The 16,209-nt window shown below is 69.4% G+C and carries 18 protein-coding genes; 10 read left to right on the forward strand and 8 right to left on the reverse strand.

The features are described 5' to 3' along the window. Positions 1 to 118 precede the first annotated feature (118 nt). Together ACFYY6_RS27380 and ACFYY6_RS27385 are read left to right on the forward strand one after the other, a co-directional pair. A complete protein-coding gene (locus tag ACFYY6_RS27380) occupies positions 119 to 799 on the forward strand; it encodes a hypothetical protein (protein ID WP_389195788.1) in 681 nt (226 codons plus the stop codon). Then, the gene (locus ACFYY6_RS27385; RefSeq protein WP_389195791.1) at positions 796 to 1,788 is read left to right on the forward strand and encodes a hypothetical protein; all 993 of its coding nucleotides are present in this window, start codon (positions 796 to 798) and stop codon (positions 1,786 to 1,788) included. Before ACFYY6_RS27380 ends, ACFYY6_RS27385 begins: the two co-directional genes overlap by 4 nt. 21 nt (positions 1,789 to 1,809) lie before the next feature. Here the strand turns inward: ACFYY6_RS27385 and ACFYY6_RS27390 are convergent, their stop codons facing one another. After that, positions 1,810 to 2,091 carry a hypothetical protein gene (locus tag ACFYY6_RS27390; RefSeq protein ID WP_389195794.1) on the reverse strand — a complete coding sequence of 94 codons (282 nt, stop codon included), beginning with the start codon at positions 2,089 to 2,091 and terminating at the stop codon, positions 1,810 to 1,812. 5 nt (positions 2,092 to 2,096) lie between these two features. Next, complete coding sequence (locus ACFYY6_RS27395; protein ID WP_389195797.1) at positions 2,097 to 2,225, reverse strand: hypothetical protein; 129 nt, start codon at positions 2,223 to 2,225, stop codon at positions 2,097 to 2,099. Positions 2,226 to 2,361: 136 nt separating this feature from the next. On the opposite strand from ACFYY6_RS27395, the gene ACFYY6_RS27400 reads away from it, so the two are divergent. Continuing rightward, on the forward strand, positions 2,362 to 2,691 hold the full coding sequence (locus tag ACFYY6_RS27400) for a hypothetical protein (protein ID WP_389195800.1): 330 nt from the start codon (positions 2,362 to 2,364) through the stop codon (positions 2,689 to 2,691). On the opposite strand, the gene ACFYY6_RS27405 is transcribed toward ACFYY6_RS27400, so the two are convergent. Further along, complete coding sequence (locus ACFYY6_RS27405) at positions 2,677 to 4,584, reverse strand: SpoIIE family protein phosphatase (RefSeq protein ID WP_389195940.1); 1,908 nt, start codon at positions 4,582 to 4,584, stop codon at positions 2,677 to 2,679. The two genes, ACFYY6_RS27400 and ACFYY6_RS27405, sit on opposite strands and share 15 nt — an antisense overlap. Before the next feature lie 635 nt (positions 4,585 to 5,219). Then, entirely contained in the window at positions 5,220 to 5,492 is a 273-nt protein-coding gene (locus tag ACFYY6_RS27410) for a hypothetical protein (RefSeq protein WP_389195803.1), read from the reverse strand. A 213-nt stretch (positions 5,493 to 5,705) separates the two neighbouring features. Between ACFYY6_RS27410 and ACFYY6_RS27415 the strand changes: the two genes are divergently transcribed. Continuing rightward, positions 5,706 to 5,876, forward strand: coding sequence for a hypothetical protein (locus tag ACFYY6_RS27415; protein ID WP_389195806.1), 171 nt, complete (start codon positions 5,706 to 5,708; stop codon positions 5,874 to 5,876). A gap of 148 nt (positions 5,877 to 6,024) precedes the next feature. Here ACFYY6_RS27415 and ACFYY6_RS27420 read toward each other — a convergent pair whose 3' ends face one another. The 3 genes from ACFYY6_RS27420 to ACFYY6_RS27430 all read right to left on the reverse strand — a co-directional run bounded on the left by ACFYY6_RS27420 (position 6,025) and on the right by ACFYY6_RS27430 (position 9,146). Further along, entirely contained in the window at positions 6,025 to 7,362 is a 1,338-nt protein-coding gene (locus ACFYY6_RS27420) for a hypothetical protein (RefSeq protein WP_389195809.1), read from the reverse strand. Positions 7,363 to 7,575: 213 nt separating this feature from the next. After that, entirely contained in the window at positions 7,576 to 8,823 is a 1,248-nt protein-coding gene (locus ACFYY6_RS27425) for a helix-turn-helix domain-containing protein (protein WP_389195811.1), read from the reverse strand. A 128-nt stretch (positions 8,824 to 8,951) separates the two neighbouring features. Further along, on the reverse strand, positions 8,952 to 9,146 hold the full coding sequence (locus ACFYY6_RS27430) for a hypothetical protein (protein ID WP_389195814.1): 195 nt from the start codon (positions 9,144 to 9,146) through the stop codon (positions 8,952 to 8,954). Between the two features lie 461 nt (positions 9,147 to 9,607). Between ACFYY6_RS27430 and ACFYY6_RS27435 the strand changes: the two genes are divergently transcribed. The 6 genes from ACFYY6_RS27435 to ACFYY6_RS27460 all read left to right on the forward strand — a co-directional run bounded on the left by ACFYY6_RS27435 (position 9,608) and on the right by ACFYY6_RS27460 (position 15,228). Further along, positions 9,608 to 10,537, forward strand: coding sequence for a Ku protein (locus tag ACFYY6_RS27435; protein WP_389195817.1), 930 nt, complete (start codon positions 9,608 to 9,610; stop codon positions 10,535 to 10,537). 16 nt (positions 10,538 to 10,553) lie between these two features. Beyond that, positions 10,554 to 11,504: an ATP-dependent DNA ligase gene (locus ACFYY6_RS27440; RefSeq protein WP_389195820.1), complete on the forward strand. Its 951-nt coding sequence runs from the start codon at positions 10,554 to 10,556 to the stop codon at positions 11,502 to 11,504. A 1,848-nt stretch (positions 11,505 to 13,352) separates the two neighbouring features. Continuing rightward, the gene (locus tag ACFYY6_RS27445) at positions 13,353 to 13,706 is read left to right on the forward strand and encodes a hypothetical protein (protein WP_389195823.1); all 354 of its coding nucleotides are present in this window, start codon (positions 13,353 to 13,355) and stop codon (positions 13,704 to 13,706) included. A 156-nt stretch (positions 13,707 to 13,862) separates the two neighbouring features. Further along, the gene (locus ACFYY6_RS27450) at positions 13,863 to 14,126 is read left to right on the forward strand and encodes a hypothetical protein (protein ID WP_389195825.1); all 264 of its coding nucleotides are present in this window, start codon (positions 13,863 to 13,865) and stop codon (positions 14,124 to 14,126) included. A gap of 52 nt (positions 14,127 to 14,178) precedes the next feature. Continuing rightward, positions 14,179 to 14,613, forward strand: a complete 435-nt coding sequence (locus ACFYY6_RS27455) for a hypothetical protein (RefSeq protein ID WP_389195828.1) — start codon at positions 14,179 to 14,181, stop codon at positions 14,611 to 14,613. 171 nt (positions 14,614 to 14,784) lie between these two features. After that, positions 14,785 to 15,228, forward strand: coding sequence for a hypothetical protein (locus ACFYY6_RS27460; RefSeq protein ID WP_389195830.1), 444 nt, complete (start codon positions 14,785 to 14,787; stop codon positions 15,226 to 15,228). Between the two features lie 275 nt (positions 15,229 to 15,503). Here the strand turns inward: ACFYY6_RS27460 and ACFYY6_RS27465 are convergent, their stop codons facing one another. Beyond that, entirely contained in the window at positions 15,504 to 16,178 is a 675-nt protein-coding gene (locus ACFYY6_RS27465) for an HNH endonuclease family protein (protein ID WP_389195832.1), read from the reverse strand. Between the last annotated feature and the right edge of the window lie 31 nt (positions 16,179 to 16,209).

The raw sequence follows: 16,209 nt of genomic DNA on the forward strand, positions 1-16,209 counted from the left end.
GAAATGACATCGCCCTGAGACAGCCGATGGCCGTCACGTCGTAAGGCTGCAGGGGAACGTCCAGGTCACAACGTCGGCGCCTGACATTGAAAGTGAGAACCTACACCACGGGGAAGGCATGCACCCGGCAGGCCTGGTTCAGGCCGGGATGGTGGGGTTCGCGCCATCCTTCGTCAAGATCCAGCGGGCCCGTCCGGCTGTCGCGATACTCGTTTCGCTCGCCTTCGGAAAGCAGGGGGAGGGCTCGGAGCGAGGGGGCCCGGTGGGCGAGGCGCAGACGGGACACGAGGTGCACCAGCAGCACGAGAAGCTGGTCCGTGCTCTGGCCGATCAGCACGCTCTCACCGTCGTCCAAGGCGAGGATGAGAGTATTCCGGACGAGGCGTTCGACGGTCTGATGGAACGCGCGCAGACGCTGATGGCGTACGAGCAGCAGATGCCGGCCCTCCTGGCCGAACCGGAGCGGGTACGCAGCGAGAAGGTCATCTTCTGGTCCTGGCGGATCCAGAGCGCGGTGGCGATCGTGCTGATCCTCGCCTTCCGTCTGCTGGGGTACTCGGACGGGTGGTACGCCCTGGTCGTGCCCCACCTGGTGGCCACCTTCTTCGGCTGGCCGCTCAAGGCGACCGTGAAGAACCACCTCGCCCGCCGCACCGCGTCCATCGCCCTGCACGCGATGGGGGTCCTGCTCGTCCTGATCGTCCTGGGCGTCCTGTCGCCCTGGTTCATCGTCGCCCTCGTGATCGGCTGGGCCTTCGTGGGAACAGTTGCCGCAGACGGACAGGAGGCAGGGAAGTGAGCGACGCTCTGGACTCCCAGTTCCGGGACACCGACCGGCGGGTCCGCGATACCGACCGGCGCGTAAACGATCTCGACAGTCGGCTGGACGACCTCGAGGGCGAGCACGAGCGGTTGAAGTCCCGGTTCGGCTATACCGAGGACCTGGACCACGAGCTTCGTTCTCTTCGCGACGACATCTCCGGCCTGGAGGCCACGACCGGGGAAGTCGACGGCCGGGTCGACGAGCTTGACGACCGCGTCGACACTGCGGAGCGGACGGTGAAGAGGCTCACCCAGCACGTTCGGCTGCTGGAAGGCCAGATCATGGCGGTCGGGAACGTCCCTCCTGCAGACCTGGACACCTTCACCAAGGACCAGCGCGCCCTGGCCGCCACGATGGAGTCGGGGTGGGACGCCGCCGATGTCCTCCTCACCAGCGCCCTCCGCGCCTACCACCAGAACCGGGTGCAACGCTTCCACGACGCCCAGGCGCGGCACCAGGCGACCCGGGAGGAAGCCGTCGCCCTGGTCGGCACGCTGCTCTCCACCCGCTACAACACGCAGCCCCATGCCAAGGCCGCCACCAAGCTGCGCTCCGTCATCGCGCGCGAGGCAACCGAGCACCAGGGCCTTGCCCGGCAGGCTTTCGAGGCACGTGCGTCCACCGCGGCCCTCGCTGCGGACCGGGCGGCCAACGCCGACAAACAGCCGGCCATCGCCGCCGGCCAGCGTGCGGAGCAGCGGCTGACCCTGGCGCTACGCAGCAATCTGGCCGACGCAGTTAGCAACCGCCTGCTCCTGCCCGCGTGGTTTGCGACCGTGCTCGGCCCGGCCCCACCAGCACGAGACACTGAACGCTGGCTCGAGTGTGCGACCCGTGTCTTGCTCTACCGCCTCACTTACCACGTCGACGACCAGGTCCTCGCCCTCGGCCCCTGCCCCGACCCCGAAGACGAACGCCAACATCAGTGGTGGGAGGAACTGACCACCGAGCTCCGCCCCTGGTAATCGCACTTCCAGTGGACGGGTTCAGGGGGTGGGGTTCAGCTCGGGCATGGAAGCCGTTGCGATGTTCGGCCAGGTGATGGCGTCCGGGACACGGCTGTGCCCGGCGTGGCCGCTCTCGGCCCGGTGCGCGGCACGGACGCGGTCCAGGAGGGCTGTCAGCGCGGGAGGCTCGAACGTGGCGCGGGGGCCTTGGGTGAGTTCATGGATCAGGGCGCTGAGCCCGGCGCAGTTGAAGGTGCGGTGGGCGTAGTCAGTCGCGGCGAGGAGCAGGCCCTGGCAGGCGGTCAGGTTGGCGGCCGCCAACGTACTCAGGGCGCACCGGCGCCGTCGTGCGGCGCGACGGCCGGGGCCCGGTCGGGCTCGGTGCGGCGATCGGCATGATGATGACCGAGCGTGGCATGGTCGCCCCGGCCGTCGGCGGCAGCGTCCTCGCCCAATTCGACGACATCCTTGCCGCGGCCACGCCCGAGCTCGCAGAACGTCCGCGCCGTCCACGTCCTTGCGCCCGCGCCCGCGAAGGCTGGCCTTGCTACGGCGGCCGCCGACCCGGCCTCGCAACCGACCGTGCCCGCCGTGACGGTGGAGCGCCGGACCCCGCCGGAGTGCTACCGCCGCGCGATCGATGCGCACCGGCAGGCCGCCCGGCCGTCCCTGGCGGACCTGGGCATCGCGGAGGCGGTGGAGCGGCAGACTGCCGCGATGCGGGAGCTGTCGCGCCGGGCGTTCCCCGAGCCCGACGTCGTGGCGGATGATGCGCCGGCCCCGATCAAGGCGGCCCGCTTCCTACACCGTCGTCAGGCCGCCGCTACCCAGGAAACCGCGCTCCGGCGCGCTCGGGCCGAGCGCGCCGCCCAGCATGGCGGCTCCGCTCGGCTAACTGGCATTGCATCAACTAGGCCGTAGTCGATCTGATGGCAGGGTCAGTTCGAACCAGACCACCTTGCCGGTCGAGAGCCGGGTCGCTCCCCATCGCCTGGCCAGTCGGTTCACCACGACAAGGCCGCGCCCGCGCTCGTCCATGCCGCGGGCGCGGCGCTGCCGGGGCAGCTGTGGGGCGTCGTCCCCGACCTCGCAGCGCAGGAAGTCGGTGCGCAGCAGCCGCAGCGTCACGGGGCGCTCCGCGTAACGGACCGCGTTGGTGACTACTTCGCTGACCAGCAGCTCCACGGAGTCCGACAGCTCGTCGAGCCCCCATCGGTTCAGCGTCTGCCGGATCAAACTGCGGGCCTGTCGCGGGGCGGTCTCCTTCGGTTCCAGGTGCCAGTAGGCGACATCGCTGGGCGCGATGCCGTCGAAACGGGCGGCGAGCAGGACGACATCGTCGTCCCGGTCACCGGGACCGAGCATGTCCAGGACGTCGTCGCACAGCGCCTCCAGCGGCGGCGAGTGGTCCCGGCCGGTCAGCCGGGCGGCGGCGAGCCGTTCGCGCAGCATCTCGACGCCGGTCCAGACCTCGCGTTTCCGGGACTCCACCAGACCGTCGGTATACAGGAGCAGGGTGGCTCCGGCCGGTGCGTCCAGTTCGACCGCCTCGAAGTCCACTCCGCCGACGCCGATCGGGGCACCGGGCGGCACCTTCAGCACCTCGGCACGGCCGTCCAAGTGGAGCAGGACGGGCGGCGGATGCCCGGCGTTGGCGATGGTGATGCGGTGCGCGACGGGGTCGTACACCGCGTACATGCAGGTGGCCATGCGGTCTCTGCCGAGCCGCTGGGCCTGTTCGTCGAGGTGGTGCAGTACTTCCTGGGGCGGCAGGTCGAGCTGGGCCAGGGTCTGCGCGGTGGTGCGCAGCTGGCCCATGATCGCTGCGGAGGTCATGGAGTGGCCCATGACGTCGCCGACGACCAGGGCGATCCTGCTGCCGGGCAGCGGGATCGCGTCGTACCAGTCGCCGCCGACCCGGGCCGTCTCGGCGGCCGGGAGATAGCGGGAGGCGAGGCGGACGCCGGTCGGCTGCGGCAGCGAGTCGGGCAGCATGGTGCGCTGGAGCTCGCTGGCGATGTACGCCTCGCGCCCGTACAGCACGGCTTTGTCGATGCCGAGCGCGGCCTGGGTAGCGAGCTGGGCGGCGGCCAAGAGATCGTCCCATTCGAACGCGCGCCGTTCGGGGGCACGCAGGAAAACGGCGGCGCCGATCACGCGCCGCCGGCCGCGCAGCGGGGCCAGGATCGCGCGATGCCCGGTGGGAACGGACGGGTCGGCGCCCAGCAGCTCGGGAAGCGCCGCGCGGGCCGCCGCGGAGTCCCCGAAGACCGGCCGTACCCCGCGCAGCACCTCTGCCAGCGCGCCGCCCGAGCGGACCTCGCACAGCTCGACAGGGAGTGGCAGGTCGCTGTGCGGGGCGACGATCGGCAGGCCCAGCCGCTCGGCCTCGGCCAGGGTATCTGCCTCGTCTTCGTCCAGCTGCAGGCCGTCCGAGCGGCGCAGCCGCAGCACGAACGGGGAGACCGGCCGCTCGTCACCGACTGGCAGCGGGTCGCGGAGGTAGACCAGTATGGCGTCGGAGAACGTCGGCACGCTGGCCCGGCACAGCCCCAGCATGATCTCGTCGAGGTCGATCCCGCGAGCGATGCGCCGAGTCGCGGCCCCGACGAAGCGAAATCGGTCTGATTCCCCCCGCGCGACCAGCTCGGCTCCCGGCCCTTCGCTCCTGCTGGGAGGGTTGTTCGGGGTTGTTCCGGACAACCCTGTGACGGCACCCCAGCTGTCCTCTCTAAGCTCGCCAGAGGCCGGGACTTCCTGCCTCGTCTCTCGTGGGGCCGCAAGGGAGCCGCTCCACCCGAGCTCGTCGGCGATTTCCTTGACCGTGTCATGCTCACGGTCGAGTACGAATCGGGCGGTCTGGAGCGCTTCGTCTACTCGGTCGAGTGTGGTGTCCTCGTCGTGGAGGCCGGTGAGCTGCTGAGGAAGCTGGATGCTTGGGTCCGGCTGGGGTGAGGCGCCCGGATTGCCTGTGGTGCGGAGCTCCTGGATCTCGGCTTCCAGTACGAGGATCCGGCGTGCTGCCATGTCTGCGACAGCCTGTGCTTTTGCTCGTTCGGTTTCCGCACGGGCGAGTTGGAGTTCCAGGTCTCCTTTCTGCGCCGTGGCCCGTCCCAGACGGTGCCGCAGGGAGCCGACATCTGTGGTGTCGGGGTCTGGGTTTGCGGTCAGGGCGTCCAGGCGGCGTGTGAGCCCGGAGATCTGAGCCTGCGCCTGGCCCAGCAGATTGAAGAGGACCGTGGCAACCTGCAGCGACTGGTTACGTGCACGCTCGCTGGCTTCGTAGGCCTGTCGTACTCGGTTGAGCTCCTCCAGCGCGTTGAGGGTTCGCTCCTGGGCCTGGAAGACCTCGCGGGCGGATACTGCTGGCTCGCCGTCGAAAGCGAGCACGGTGGGGTGCGCCTGAGCGGCGTCCCACAAGGCACGGGCGGGACCTAAGCGATGATTCGTCACTGTTTGGGGCTCGTGGGAAAGCACGTGTCCGCGACCGCCTCGACCAGGTCCCATGTCAGTCCGTCGCCGGCAAGCCGCTCACGCAGCTTCCGAAGCGAGGGGACCGCTTTGTCGTGAAAGTGGTCCGGAACGAGTCGGGCGTGCAACTGCGAAACGTTCATCGTTGCTTCATCCAGCCACGACCTGACGATGCCGACAAGATCATTGATCTCGGAGCAGTGCCCCTTCGCAGCCGCCCACGGGCGGCCCGGCCGCTTGGTCCCACTCACTCTTGACGTTCCTTCAAGGATTATTGCGAACAACCCGGCGTTGTCAGCAGAACAACATCCAACCCGCGCGTGAATGCCCGCCGCAGGTGGATCCTCAAATAGCCCAGCGTCGGGCATCCCTCAACCAGCGAAGGTCCGGCCGGGGCCGAAGGTTCCTACGCCGCCCAGCCCCCGCCGGACCTCAACACAGCACCCGAAAGAACGGAGCGCCTCGTGCAGAGTAGCCCCCGCACCGCAGCCTCAACCAAGCGAATCCACCACACGAAGCACTGGCTCGTACGCCGACGCCACGCCCTGCTCTCCAGCGCCCTTCGCGGTGCCGCATACGCCACCGGTGCGGGACTCGTCGGCCTCGGTTTCTGGTGGATCCAGCAGCACCTGTAGAGCCCGAGGGCCCCGGAACGAGCGAGGAGGTCGCTGACGATTGGTAGGCACGGCGGCGACCACCACAGCTCCCGCGTGAAGGCCCGTACAGATACGTGATCCGCACGGGCCCTCCCATTCCTGGCGTCGTCGGACCGAAGGCGGCCGGCTACTCCTTCTCGCCCTCGACGCCGTCTGGCTCACCGGTGCCGCGGCTGGGCCCGGCCTGCGGCTCATCCGCACCCGCCGGGCCCGGGGCCGGGGCATCGGGTTCCACGGACGGCGCTGCGTCCTCGGCCGGAACGCGGTCGTCCAGCGTGATGGTGACGGGGTGGCCCGCCGTGGACAGGTCGGACAGGCTCTCCTGGACCCGCTCGTAGAGCGCGGTGGCCAGCTCCTGGTCGCCGTCCCCCTCGACCGCGGTCTCCCTGACCGAGTACAGAGCGATCAGCAGAGCGATCAGCGATCGCCCGGAGAGCGCCGCACGGACACGCTCTTCACCCTGGTCGAGAACCTGCGTCGGCGCCCGGAAGTGCGGCTGCCCTCCCGCGTGGGCCGTGATGAACTCCCACGCGTCCCGATGACACAACACCGTCGCCGACGACACTCGGGCCGCCTCCCGCAGCAGCGCCCTGTGCGCCTCGGTCACCTTGACCGCCTCTGGCTCCGCGGCCGCCTTCTGCTCCGCCTCCGCCCGCCACTTGGCCGCCTCCTCACGAAGAGCAGCGAGCCCGGCACGCGATTCCTCCCGCGCCGCCTCCAACTGCCCTCGCAGCACACCGACCGCCCCGCCCAGCTGCGCCCGCACGTCGTCACGGACACTGGTCAGCGACGCGAGGGACTGTTTCTCCAGGGCTGATCGCAGCGTCGCGAGCTCCTCGGTCATGGCCTCGCGGACGGCGCGCCGGATCTCCTCCACCGGTACCACCGGATTGTCCGCGTCGCCCGTGTCGTTGCCGTTGCGCTGTTCCGGGACCGTGGCGGTCGCCGTGCTCTGCGGCGTGGTGTTCTGGACGGCCACGGCCGCCGGGGCCGGTCCGGCTGCGACGGTGAGGGACCCGGTGGTCTCCGGCGGCGGAGCCTCGTGCACAAACGGCCCGGACCCGTCGGCGGTGAAGGGAGCCGTCGGCTCAGCCGGGCCGGGTGGGGTAAGAGCTTCGACTGCTTCCCGCACCTCGCGCATCTCGTCCCGGAGCTCGGCGACGGCCCAATGTACCTCCGCGTTCAGCATCTCCCCGCCGGCCGTCAGCCGGTCCCGGGCCTCCCGCAGGTTTGTGCGCATCCGGCTGAGCTCGTCGACCACGGCTTGTTTCGTGGTCTCCTGGGCGGCCTGACCGCTCGCTTCCAGTTTCTCGATGCCCTTGCCGATCGCGTCCCGCAGATCGGTCCCCGTGCTTGTCACGGCGGTGTGCAGCATCGTCAGCGTGCCGGTGTAGTCGGTTTCCTTCGGCCGTACCATCTGCCCCCCAGTGGTTGCATGCAGTAGTTGTGTGAGTTCAATGCGCATGCTGCCCAACTCCGTTGACGGCTACGGTCGATACGGAGGAACTCGTTCCCCGGGCGGCATCATCCGGCCAACAGTGCCGCAAAACAGCCGATCAAGGATGAAGGACGGCGCGGCGGCGCGCACCGTGTCCGGAGAGCGGTGGGGCCGACGGCCACGACACGGACATGCTGACCGCGCGGGCGGAGTGTCACCCGCGCGGTCTGGGTTGCCGGTTCATGCGGTGGGGTGGGGGCGGGGGGTGGTCCTGTACCAGGCGGTGGCGGCCTCGATGGGGGTGGGAAGGAAGCGCCGCGGGGTGGTGGGGCGGCCGGTGGTGCTGAGGACCTTCCCGAAGGCGGCGATGAGGTCTTCGAGCCGGGTGGCGGTTCCCCGGGTGGCTGTCGGGGCGGGCGGAGGCATGGGTGGCTGCTTGGCGGCGGCCTGCTGCCAGAGAGGTTCGAAGTAGGAGCATTCTCCATCGAGGGTCTGGACGAGTTTCTGGACGTCTTCCCAGGTTCCGGGGGTGGTGCCGTTGAGGAGGGCGGCGATGTGGTTCTGGTGCAGGGCGTACCCGCTGGTGACGGATATCGACCAAAGGGCGGGGTTGCCTGCGCGCTGGTGGAGGTAGCGCAGGGCGCAGGCGAGGTCCTGGGGCGTGGCCTTGCGGCGGCGGGCGTCGGCGTCTTCCCAGACCTTTCTGAGGGCTTCGGGGTCGGCGCCGCAGGCGTAGGCGATCGCTACCGTCGCCTCCCAGCTCGGGAACCGCTCGCCGTTCATCGTCCGCGACAGGAAGCTCGGGGAGAGCCTGGCCTTCTTGCTGAGCGTGCGCAGGCTGTGGCGGGAGGCACGCTGGAGGCTGCTCAGCACGCAGGCGAAGTCGGTCGGGTCGGGGGCGGCGGTTCTGTCCGATGGTTCTTCGACGATCGCCTCGGTGCGGGGGCCGTCGTCGGCAGGGGAGGGCCGTGCGGCCGGGATGGGCGGGAGGGGGCCCGGCGGTGCGGAGGACGCCGGGGTGGTTCGCGGCGCCGGCCGGGCCGCGGGTCCCTTGGTGTGCGGGCGGGACAGCGACCGCTGCACGGCCGAGGGGTTGTATTTCTTGCGGGCGGTGTCCTTGTTCAGGCCGAGCATCTGGCTGATGTCCTCCCAGGACTTGCCCGCCTGCTTCGTGCGGCCCACCGTCGCCGGCACGAGTTGCTCGATGCGCCGCTGCAGGCTGAGCAGCCGCTCCAGCGGCTGCTCAGCTGGTAAGGCAGGGGAGGCCAGCTCGTGCTGAAGAGCGCGGATGTCCGCGCGGGCCGCCTCCAGTTCGCCGTGAAGGAAGTGGTCGAAGACGGAGGTGTCGGGCGGCGGTGCCTTGTGCCGTTCGGCGTGGGCCGCCTGACGGCATTTCGTGCTGCAGTACTGCCCAGGCCGCCCGGTGTGCTTCGGTGTTCGGTCGCCGCCACACCATTTACAGTTGTCTGACGAAAATGTGTTCCCCATGGTGCTGCTCTCTGCCAGGTCGGGCCCGGGCGACGAAAGGGGCTTCCGTCGCCCGGGTGGCGTGTTCAAAAGTGGTGCCGCCTGACCGTTTCGTAGGCGAGGCGGCCCGATTCACGGCTGAGAGGCCGTCAGCCGGATGTCGGTCCGCTGCGGCTGCTCAGCCATACGACGAGCGCCCAGAGGGCCACCGGGGCCAGCATGAGAGCCAGGGCTGCGTATCCGGGCGAGCCGGGAACGATGAACACCGGCGGGAGAGCGACACCGGCGGCGGCGGAGGAACGACGGGCGGTGTTGCCTGCGAACTCCTTGTTGTTGACAGGCATGTTGTCGCCCGCAGCCAGTTTGTTACTGTCACCCCTGAGCCGATGCCAGGGGCGTTTGGCTCGGGAGTGATCCGGGGACGAAGGCATTGCGACCTCCTGGGTCGTCATCACATTGGGAGCGCGAACCCCTGGTCCGTGAGAAGAGCGGGGTTCGCGCTCCGTGAGCGTAGTGACACGCTCTGACCAATGCCATTCGGGCATTTGCTCCCATCTTCTATATAAGTCCGTCCTGATCGGACAGTTCCGTCGGCACCCAACGGGCAATCGGCACGCAATCTCGAAAAGAACACCCATACTGGGAGTGATCTTGGTATGACCTCCGCCATGCCGATCGCGTCGCCGGGCCCCGAACCAGGGCGGAGACGACTATGACTGGTGCGGCCAGCTGATCCAGATGCGTACGGTCCGGGCCGGGATCAGGATCGGGGTAGAAGGTGTGCGGGGGCTGGAGGTTGGTCGGTATGCCAAGGCCCGTGTGGACCGGCGCGATCAGTTTTGGCCTGGTCACGATTCCGGTGAAGGTCGTCTCCGCGACCGAGGACCGTTCGGTCCGGTTCCATCAGGTCCACCTGGAGGACATGGGCCGCGTGCGTACGAGGAAGGTGTGCGAGATCGACGGCGAGACTGTGCCGCAGGACGAGATCGGCAAGGGGTACGAGTTCACCCGGGACGAGATGGTGCCGGTCACAGACGAGGAACTCGCCGAGATCCCTCTGCCGACCGCGAAGGCGATCGAGATCGTCGCGTTCGTCGACGCGGACAGCATCGACCCGGTCCGGATCGGCGACAGCTACTACCTTGCGGTCGACGGACAGGTCGCCGCCAAGCCGTACACCCTGCTCCGTAAAGCGCTGGAGCGGGCGGACAAGGTCGCGGTTGCGAAATTCGCGTGGCACGGCCGGGAGCGGCTCGGGCTGCTGCGGGTGCGGGAAGGTGCGATCGTGCTGCACGGCATGCGGTGGCCGGACGAGATCCGCAGCCCCGCCTCCCTCGCCCCGAAGTCCGTCGACCTCGAAGAGGCCGAGGTCGACCAGGCCGTCCAGCTCGCCGAGACCATGGCCCAGGACGACGTCGCCGGCTTCCGGGACGAGTACCGCGACGCCCTGGAGGAGCTGATCGAAGCGAAGGCGGAGGGCAAGCGGCCCCCCGCCCCAGCCGCAGAGGAGCGGCAGCCGGGCAAGGTCGTGGACCTGATGGCCGCCCTGAACGCATCGGTGAAGGCGGCCAGGGAGGCGCGCGGCGAGCCGGTCGACCAGGCGGCGAAGGAGGGGGCGGTGCACGAGATGCGGCCCGGCAAGAAGACGGGGCCGAAGGCGGCCCCGGCCAGGAAGACCGCGGCGAAGAAGACCACCGCCCAAAAGACGGCCGCAAAGAAGCGCAGCGCATCCTGACAGAGTCCCCTCCGCCATGGTTGTACTGCCGCGGATCGAGCCGATGCTCGCCACCCCCGGCCCGCTGCCGGCCCGGGACGAGCACTGGGCGTTCGAGGTGAAGCAGGACGGCCAGCGGGCCATGGTCTACCTGCCCGCCGACGGCACCGTCCTCCTGCGGGCCCGCTCCGGGACGGACATCACCTCCGCCTACCCGGAGCTCGCGGAACTCGGGTCCGCTCTCAGCCAGTCCGCGGTTCTCGACGCGGAGATCGTGGCCCTGGACCCCGAGGGGCGCAGCAATTTCGAGCGGCTCCAGTCCCGGATGGGCTTGACCGGATCCCCCACGAAAGCGGCCCGCATGGCGGCCTCGGTGCCCGTGCATCTGGTCCTGTTCGATGCCGTCTACCTGGGACAGGACTCCCTGGTGCGGGCGCCGTACACCGAACGCCGCGCCGTGCTGGAGAGCCTCGAACTGCAGGGAGCCTTCTGGTCGACACCGTCAGCCGTCACCGGGCACGGAGCGCAGGCCCTGGAGATGACCCGGACCGCTGGCCTGGAAGGGCTGATCGCGAAACGGCTCACCTCCGTCTACGAACCCGGCGTCCGCTCCCGCGCCTGGATCAAGATCCGCAACCTGCAGGTCGCCGACGTGGTCGTCGGCGGGTGGGTCCCCGGCCGCGGCCGGCTCACCGGCCTGCCCGGCGCCGTCCTCGTCGGCCAGCCCCAGCACGGACGCCTGCGGTACGCGGGCAGCATCGGCACCGGATGGAGCGACAAACAACGCGCCGTTCTCGCTCACCTCCTCCGGGCCGCTGCAACGGACACCTGCCCCTTCGACACCCCACCCGCCGTGACCGGAGCACGATGGGTGCTCCCCCGACTCGTCGGCGAAGTCCGCTACGCGACCCGCACCCGCGCCGGCCTCCTTCGCCAACCCACCTGGCACCGCCTGCGCCCCGACCTCACCCCGGACGACATCCTGTGACCAGGCCCGCAGCCAAGGGGCAGCACTCTTGACGTCCGGCTCAGCCAACCCGGTTCCCGTCCAGGCTGGACGCCCTCCGGGCCTCAGCTACGCCTTGTCTTCGTGGATGTGCTTGAGCGCCATGCGCGCGTCGACGAGCCGGGGCTGTCGGCCTTGCCGGACCGGTAGCCGCTGTGGAATTGCTTCTCGCCCTCCCAGCCGGGCAGGGGCTCGATCGACCACGGCAGGCTCCTGGCGTACTCCTCATAGCGGGCACGGGTCTGGAGAAGATCCCTCACACCACGGCCGGGCCCCGGCAGGGAGACCGGGGGCGGGTCCGGCCGGGGGCGCCCGTACACCATCCAGGTACTCGGTGCGCACCTGTCTTACGAGACGCCATCGACTGGCCGCGGCACCCGAACCCCTCTTCCGCGAACCTCACAGTGGCTACCGTGATCTGGATCGGGCAGCCGCCCGCAAGAACGCCCCGCCGACAAAGGGGTGGGGCATTTCTCCTCGCAGCTACTTCCGCACCCGCCCGAACAGAACACCCTGCTTCGAGCGGCTGATCAAATATTCCTGACGGGATGTCAGTGCCCGGTTCTACCGTCGAGGAAATAGTTCTCCGATGGTGAAAGGCGGTGCACGTTGGCAAACATCGTCTGGCACGAGAAGCTGCGCATCGAGCTGGATCTGACCCGTGACGATCTCGGCTGGGAGAGCAGGCCTGGCCTATGGGAGCTGCTCTATCAAACGGATCGGCTGTACGCCGACAGAGGCGTGCCAGTGCCTGAGCGGGGCCTGCAATGCGGTGGGGTGTGCCGGGACGCGGGCGTGGTCGCGTGGATGTATCTGCGGGAGCGGAACGGGCGCCGGGAGGCTGTGCACGAGCGGTCCGAGGATGAGGAACGGCACCAGGCGGCGTTGTCGGACGAGCACAAGGCGTACCAGGAGCGGATCGTGCGAGTGTCGGAGGGGGACGGGCATCGGGCTGCGAGCGAGGTGCGTACGGCCGTGGGGCCTCGATCGTGGATCCAGACCGACACACTTGTCGAGGGTGCGAACGGGATCCGGATCGGGTGGGAGATTCAGCTTTCGTCTGCCGGACACGAAGGGCCGCGGAGCGTGCGAGCGCGTGCGAACAAAGCATCCAAGTACGGGATCACGCCAGCGTGGCACACGGACCGCTCGGACTATGCGAGCCGAAGCGACACACACTGGACGCGGAGCGACGACCTGCCGACGCAGGTGATCGCGAAGTCGGGTGACCTGCGTGTTGTTTCGGGCTTCCGAGTGCTGGACTTCTGGCGGTGCGATATCCGGGCCTTGTACCGATGCCCAGACACCTCGAACCGGTGCGGCAAGTGGCACGTCACGCCGAAGCCACGGGACGTGTTCTTCGACGACCTGGTGCGTAAGACGGCGGCCGGGCTGATCGTGCCAGTCGAGCACCGGACGGGGACACGCACGCACCGGTTCTGGGTAACGGACACGGACCGGGACCGCCTCGATGACCACAACAACGGAAGGCCAGTTCTTCTGCCTGCCAGCCCGGAGGGGGAGCGAGAACTTCCCACGGGCGCCAGCCACCGTGCTCCCACATGCCGACCGGCCACCATGCCTTCGCCTACCACCGTCGACACGACGCTGGCCGCTCCCGCTGCCCGCGTTCCACCGGTCCCGGTGCAGTCGTCGGTTCCGGCCCGGCCAGTTGGGGCGTGGCCAGTTGGGGCGTGGCCGTTCGTGCCTCCCGTATCCTCTCAGCCAACCGTCACCGAGACATCACCAACGGCGATGACGGTAGACGAGCCCCCATTTCCCCAGCGGTGTCTCCCCAGCCCGAAAATCGAACACGCGTATCGTTCGGGTATGGCTGAGACGACGTTCCCCGATGATCTTCGCGCCGCGCAGGTCCGCCTGCATCGGGCCGCCGCGGAGCTCGCCGCGCTCGGGCGGACCCTGCCCTGGTCGGTGGAGCCGCACGAGGGCTGGCCCGGCAAGGAGCATGCGCATACCGGTGAGGTCACGGGTGGTCGGCCGCCGTCGCCTGGCTGGACGGACGAGGAGAAGAAGGACGTCGACCAGCTCCGTGAGGAGTGCCTGGCCCTGTCGGAGACCGTCGGTACACACCCGTACTGGGATTCGTTCACCGGCGAGGACCTGGTGAAGCGGCGGATGGAACTGAAGGCAACCACCCGGCTCGAGGCCGTTCCGACGGCCTGATGCTGCGGATCGGCCGGATCGCCGCTACGACGGGCACGACCAGACGGTCGTGCCCGCGCTCCCGGATCATCAAGCCCCTGAGCACATAACGAGCCGGTGTGTGCCAGAACCAGCAAGTTCGGTGAGGCGTTCCGTCGCCGGTCCTACGGTGTCGGCATGACACACGGAAGCCCCACCACCACAGCCGCGTTGACCGCGCGGGCCGAGTACGACACCGACTGGCACGTCTACATCGACGACCCCGACCGCGGCCCCCTCGGCTACTGCACCGGCACCGGACCCGACGAGCCGTTCGACCCCGACGCCGCCAACCGGGCCCTGGAGCGGGACGGCTGGCGCGTCACCGGCCACTGGACCCCGACACCCCCGACAGCCGAAGCGCTGTTCACGGCGACGGCCGAGAAGACGGCTGACGCATAGCCAGAGGCACAAGCCGAGCAGGACGTCCAGGTTCAGGAAAGGGAGAAGTACGTTGTCGTGGAAGGACGCGGTCCAGCCGGCCCTGCGGATGCTGCTCCAGCCCGAGACCCGGATCGACCCGCACCTGGAGATCCTGCGCCTGGGCGCGGAGCACGAGGACATCGAGGCCGAGGACATCGTGGTGACCCTGGCCCTGGGCGGCGCGCTGGTGACCGGCACACTGGCCTCCACCGACACCTGGGAACGCCTGCATCTGCGCCAGCTCGGTGACCACGACGACACCCTGCGCCGGGTCGCCCGCCACGCGATCGGGCACCTGGACGAGGCCGCCGAGAAACGCCGGCGCCCCCGCGAGACCGACCAGCGCTTCCTCCACCTGCAGGATGTGACCTACCGCTCCGGCCGCACCACCCACACCCTGCCGACCTGGCGCGGCCCGATCTCGGAGATCAGCGGCTGGACCCTCGGCGAACCCGAAAAGGACTGACCCACCCGGTGTGATTCGGCGTGGGTCGTGCCCTGCAAAGACGACTTGGCGTGGGCGGCCGGCTCACGCCCACGGTGGAAGCCGCTGCGCGCCGTTCCACCGCCCCGCACGTCAATCGCCCTCTCCTGAAGACGCCCGCAACCGCCCGACAGCACCACGAAGGAAAACCACATGCCCGACAACGAGCAGCAGCACCCATGCCCCTGGCTGTACTCCAACGGCACCTGGACCCGCCTGGACCACGACCCGGTCCGCTCGGAGAAAGGCGACCGATACGAGGACTCCCTCAAAGCCGCCGGATTCGTGCACTGGTTCGGCGCCGGCAAGCTCTACAACACCCCGCTCCACGTGAACGTCTACTTCCGGTGTCACCCCCACCCGGAACCGCGGTACCTGATCGGCCTGGACGGCCCTTCGTACGGGCAGGCCATGTACGCTGCCGAGCTTCCTGACGCTCTCGCCCTGACCCAGCAGATCGCCCCTGCCCTCCAGGCACTTACGGTCACGGACCAGATCGGTAACGCCGACTCCGAATCCCTCTCCGTTCTCGGCGACCTCCTGAACAAGATGCATGGCCGCACCCGGGTCGAGAACGGCAAGGCCGTTCGCCGCTGACTGTCCGGCTTAGAAGGCGGCCGCGGCCTCGCTGTTCCAGTCCCCGCTTGTGGCGGATCCGCCACAAGCGGGGAACCTGCATCGTCCCCCGGTACAGCGCAAGCGCAGCCGTCCCGTCGCCGCAGGCGGCCAGGTACGGGGCGAACCGGTCGGTGCTGATCAGGGGGCCAGTACGAGTACACGTCACCAGCATCGGCTTCGCCGCGTAGCGTCAACGGCTGGTTGTGGGAACGGGGCCCGGCAGAACGCCGGGCCCCGTTTCGTGGGGTGTTGGGTCAGGGGGCGGGGGTGTAGGTGACGGGGGTTCCGCCGCAGCCGGCCGCGATGTCCAGAAGCCGGTCCTTCTCGAGCTCGTCGACGGCCAGGTCCCAGCGGAGTTTGGTCGCGGTCCACTCCGCCGCGTAGCGGCACAGTGCTCCGGGGGCAGAGGGGAGCCATTCGTCGGGGTCCTGGTCGGACTTGGACCGGTTGGAGCTGCCGGTGACCGCGCCGAGGCTGGCGTCCTGGCCGAGGTCGTTGGCATAGGCCTCACGGCGGGCCGCGGTCCAGGCCGAGGCCCCGGAATCCCATGCCTCGGCGAGCGGGACCATGTGGTCGATGTCCAGCCCACTCGCGGAAGTCACCGTCTTCCCGTCGTAGTACGACCACCAGGTGCCGCCGGTCAGTTTGCACCGGGCACCGACGGTGGGCGGGGTGACGGCCTCGGCGATGAGGACCTCGGCACGGGTGTTGCAGCCGTCGCCCGGGTTGGCGCCGGCGTTCCAGTGGCGGAAGGCGCTGCGGGTGTAGCCGTCGCGGGACTCGGTGCCCAGCGACAGCGCGGAGACCGCGGCGCCGATCGGCAGCACGGTCGGCTCGGCCGCCTGGGCGCGGGCGGCCGGGGTGGTGACCGCGAGCGGGGCGAGGGTGAGGGAGAGCGCCGCAAGACCGCGTACCAGATTCTTGATCACGCACGCCGTGATAGCCCCTGCCGGACCCTCA

The sequence above is a fragment of the Streptomyces sp. NPDC001750 genome (genome assembly GCF_042892615.1).
GTDB lineage: Bacteria > Actinomycetota > Actinomycetes > Streptomycetales > Streptomycetaceae > Streptomyces.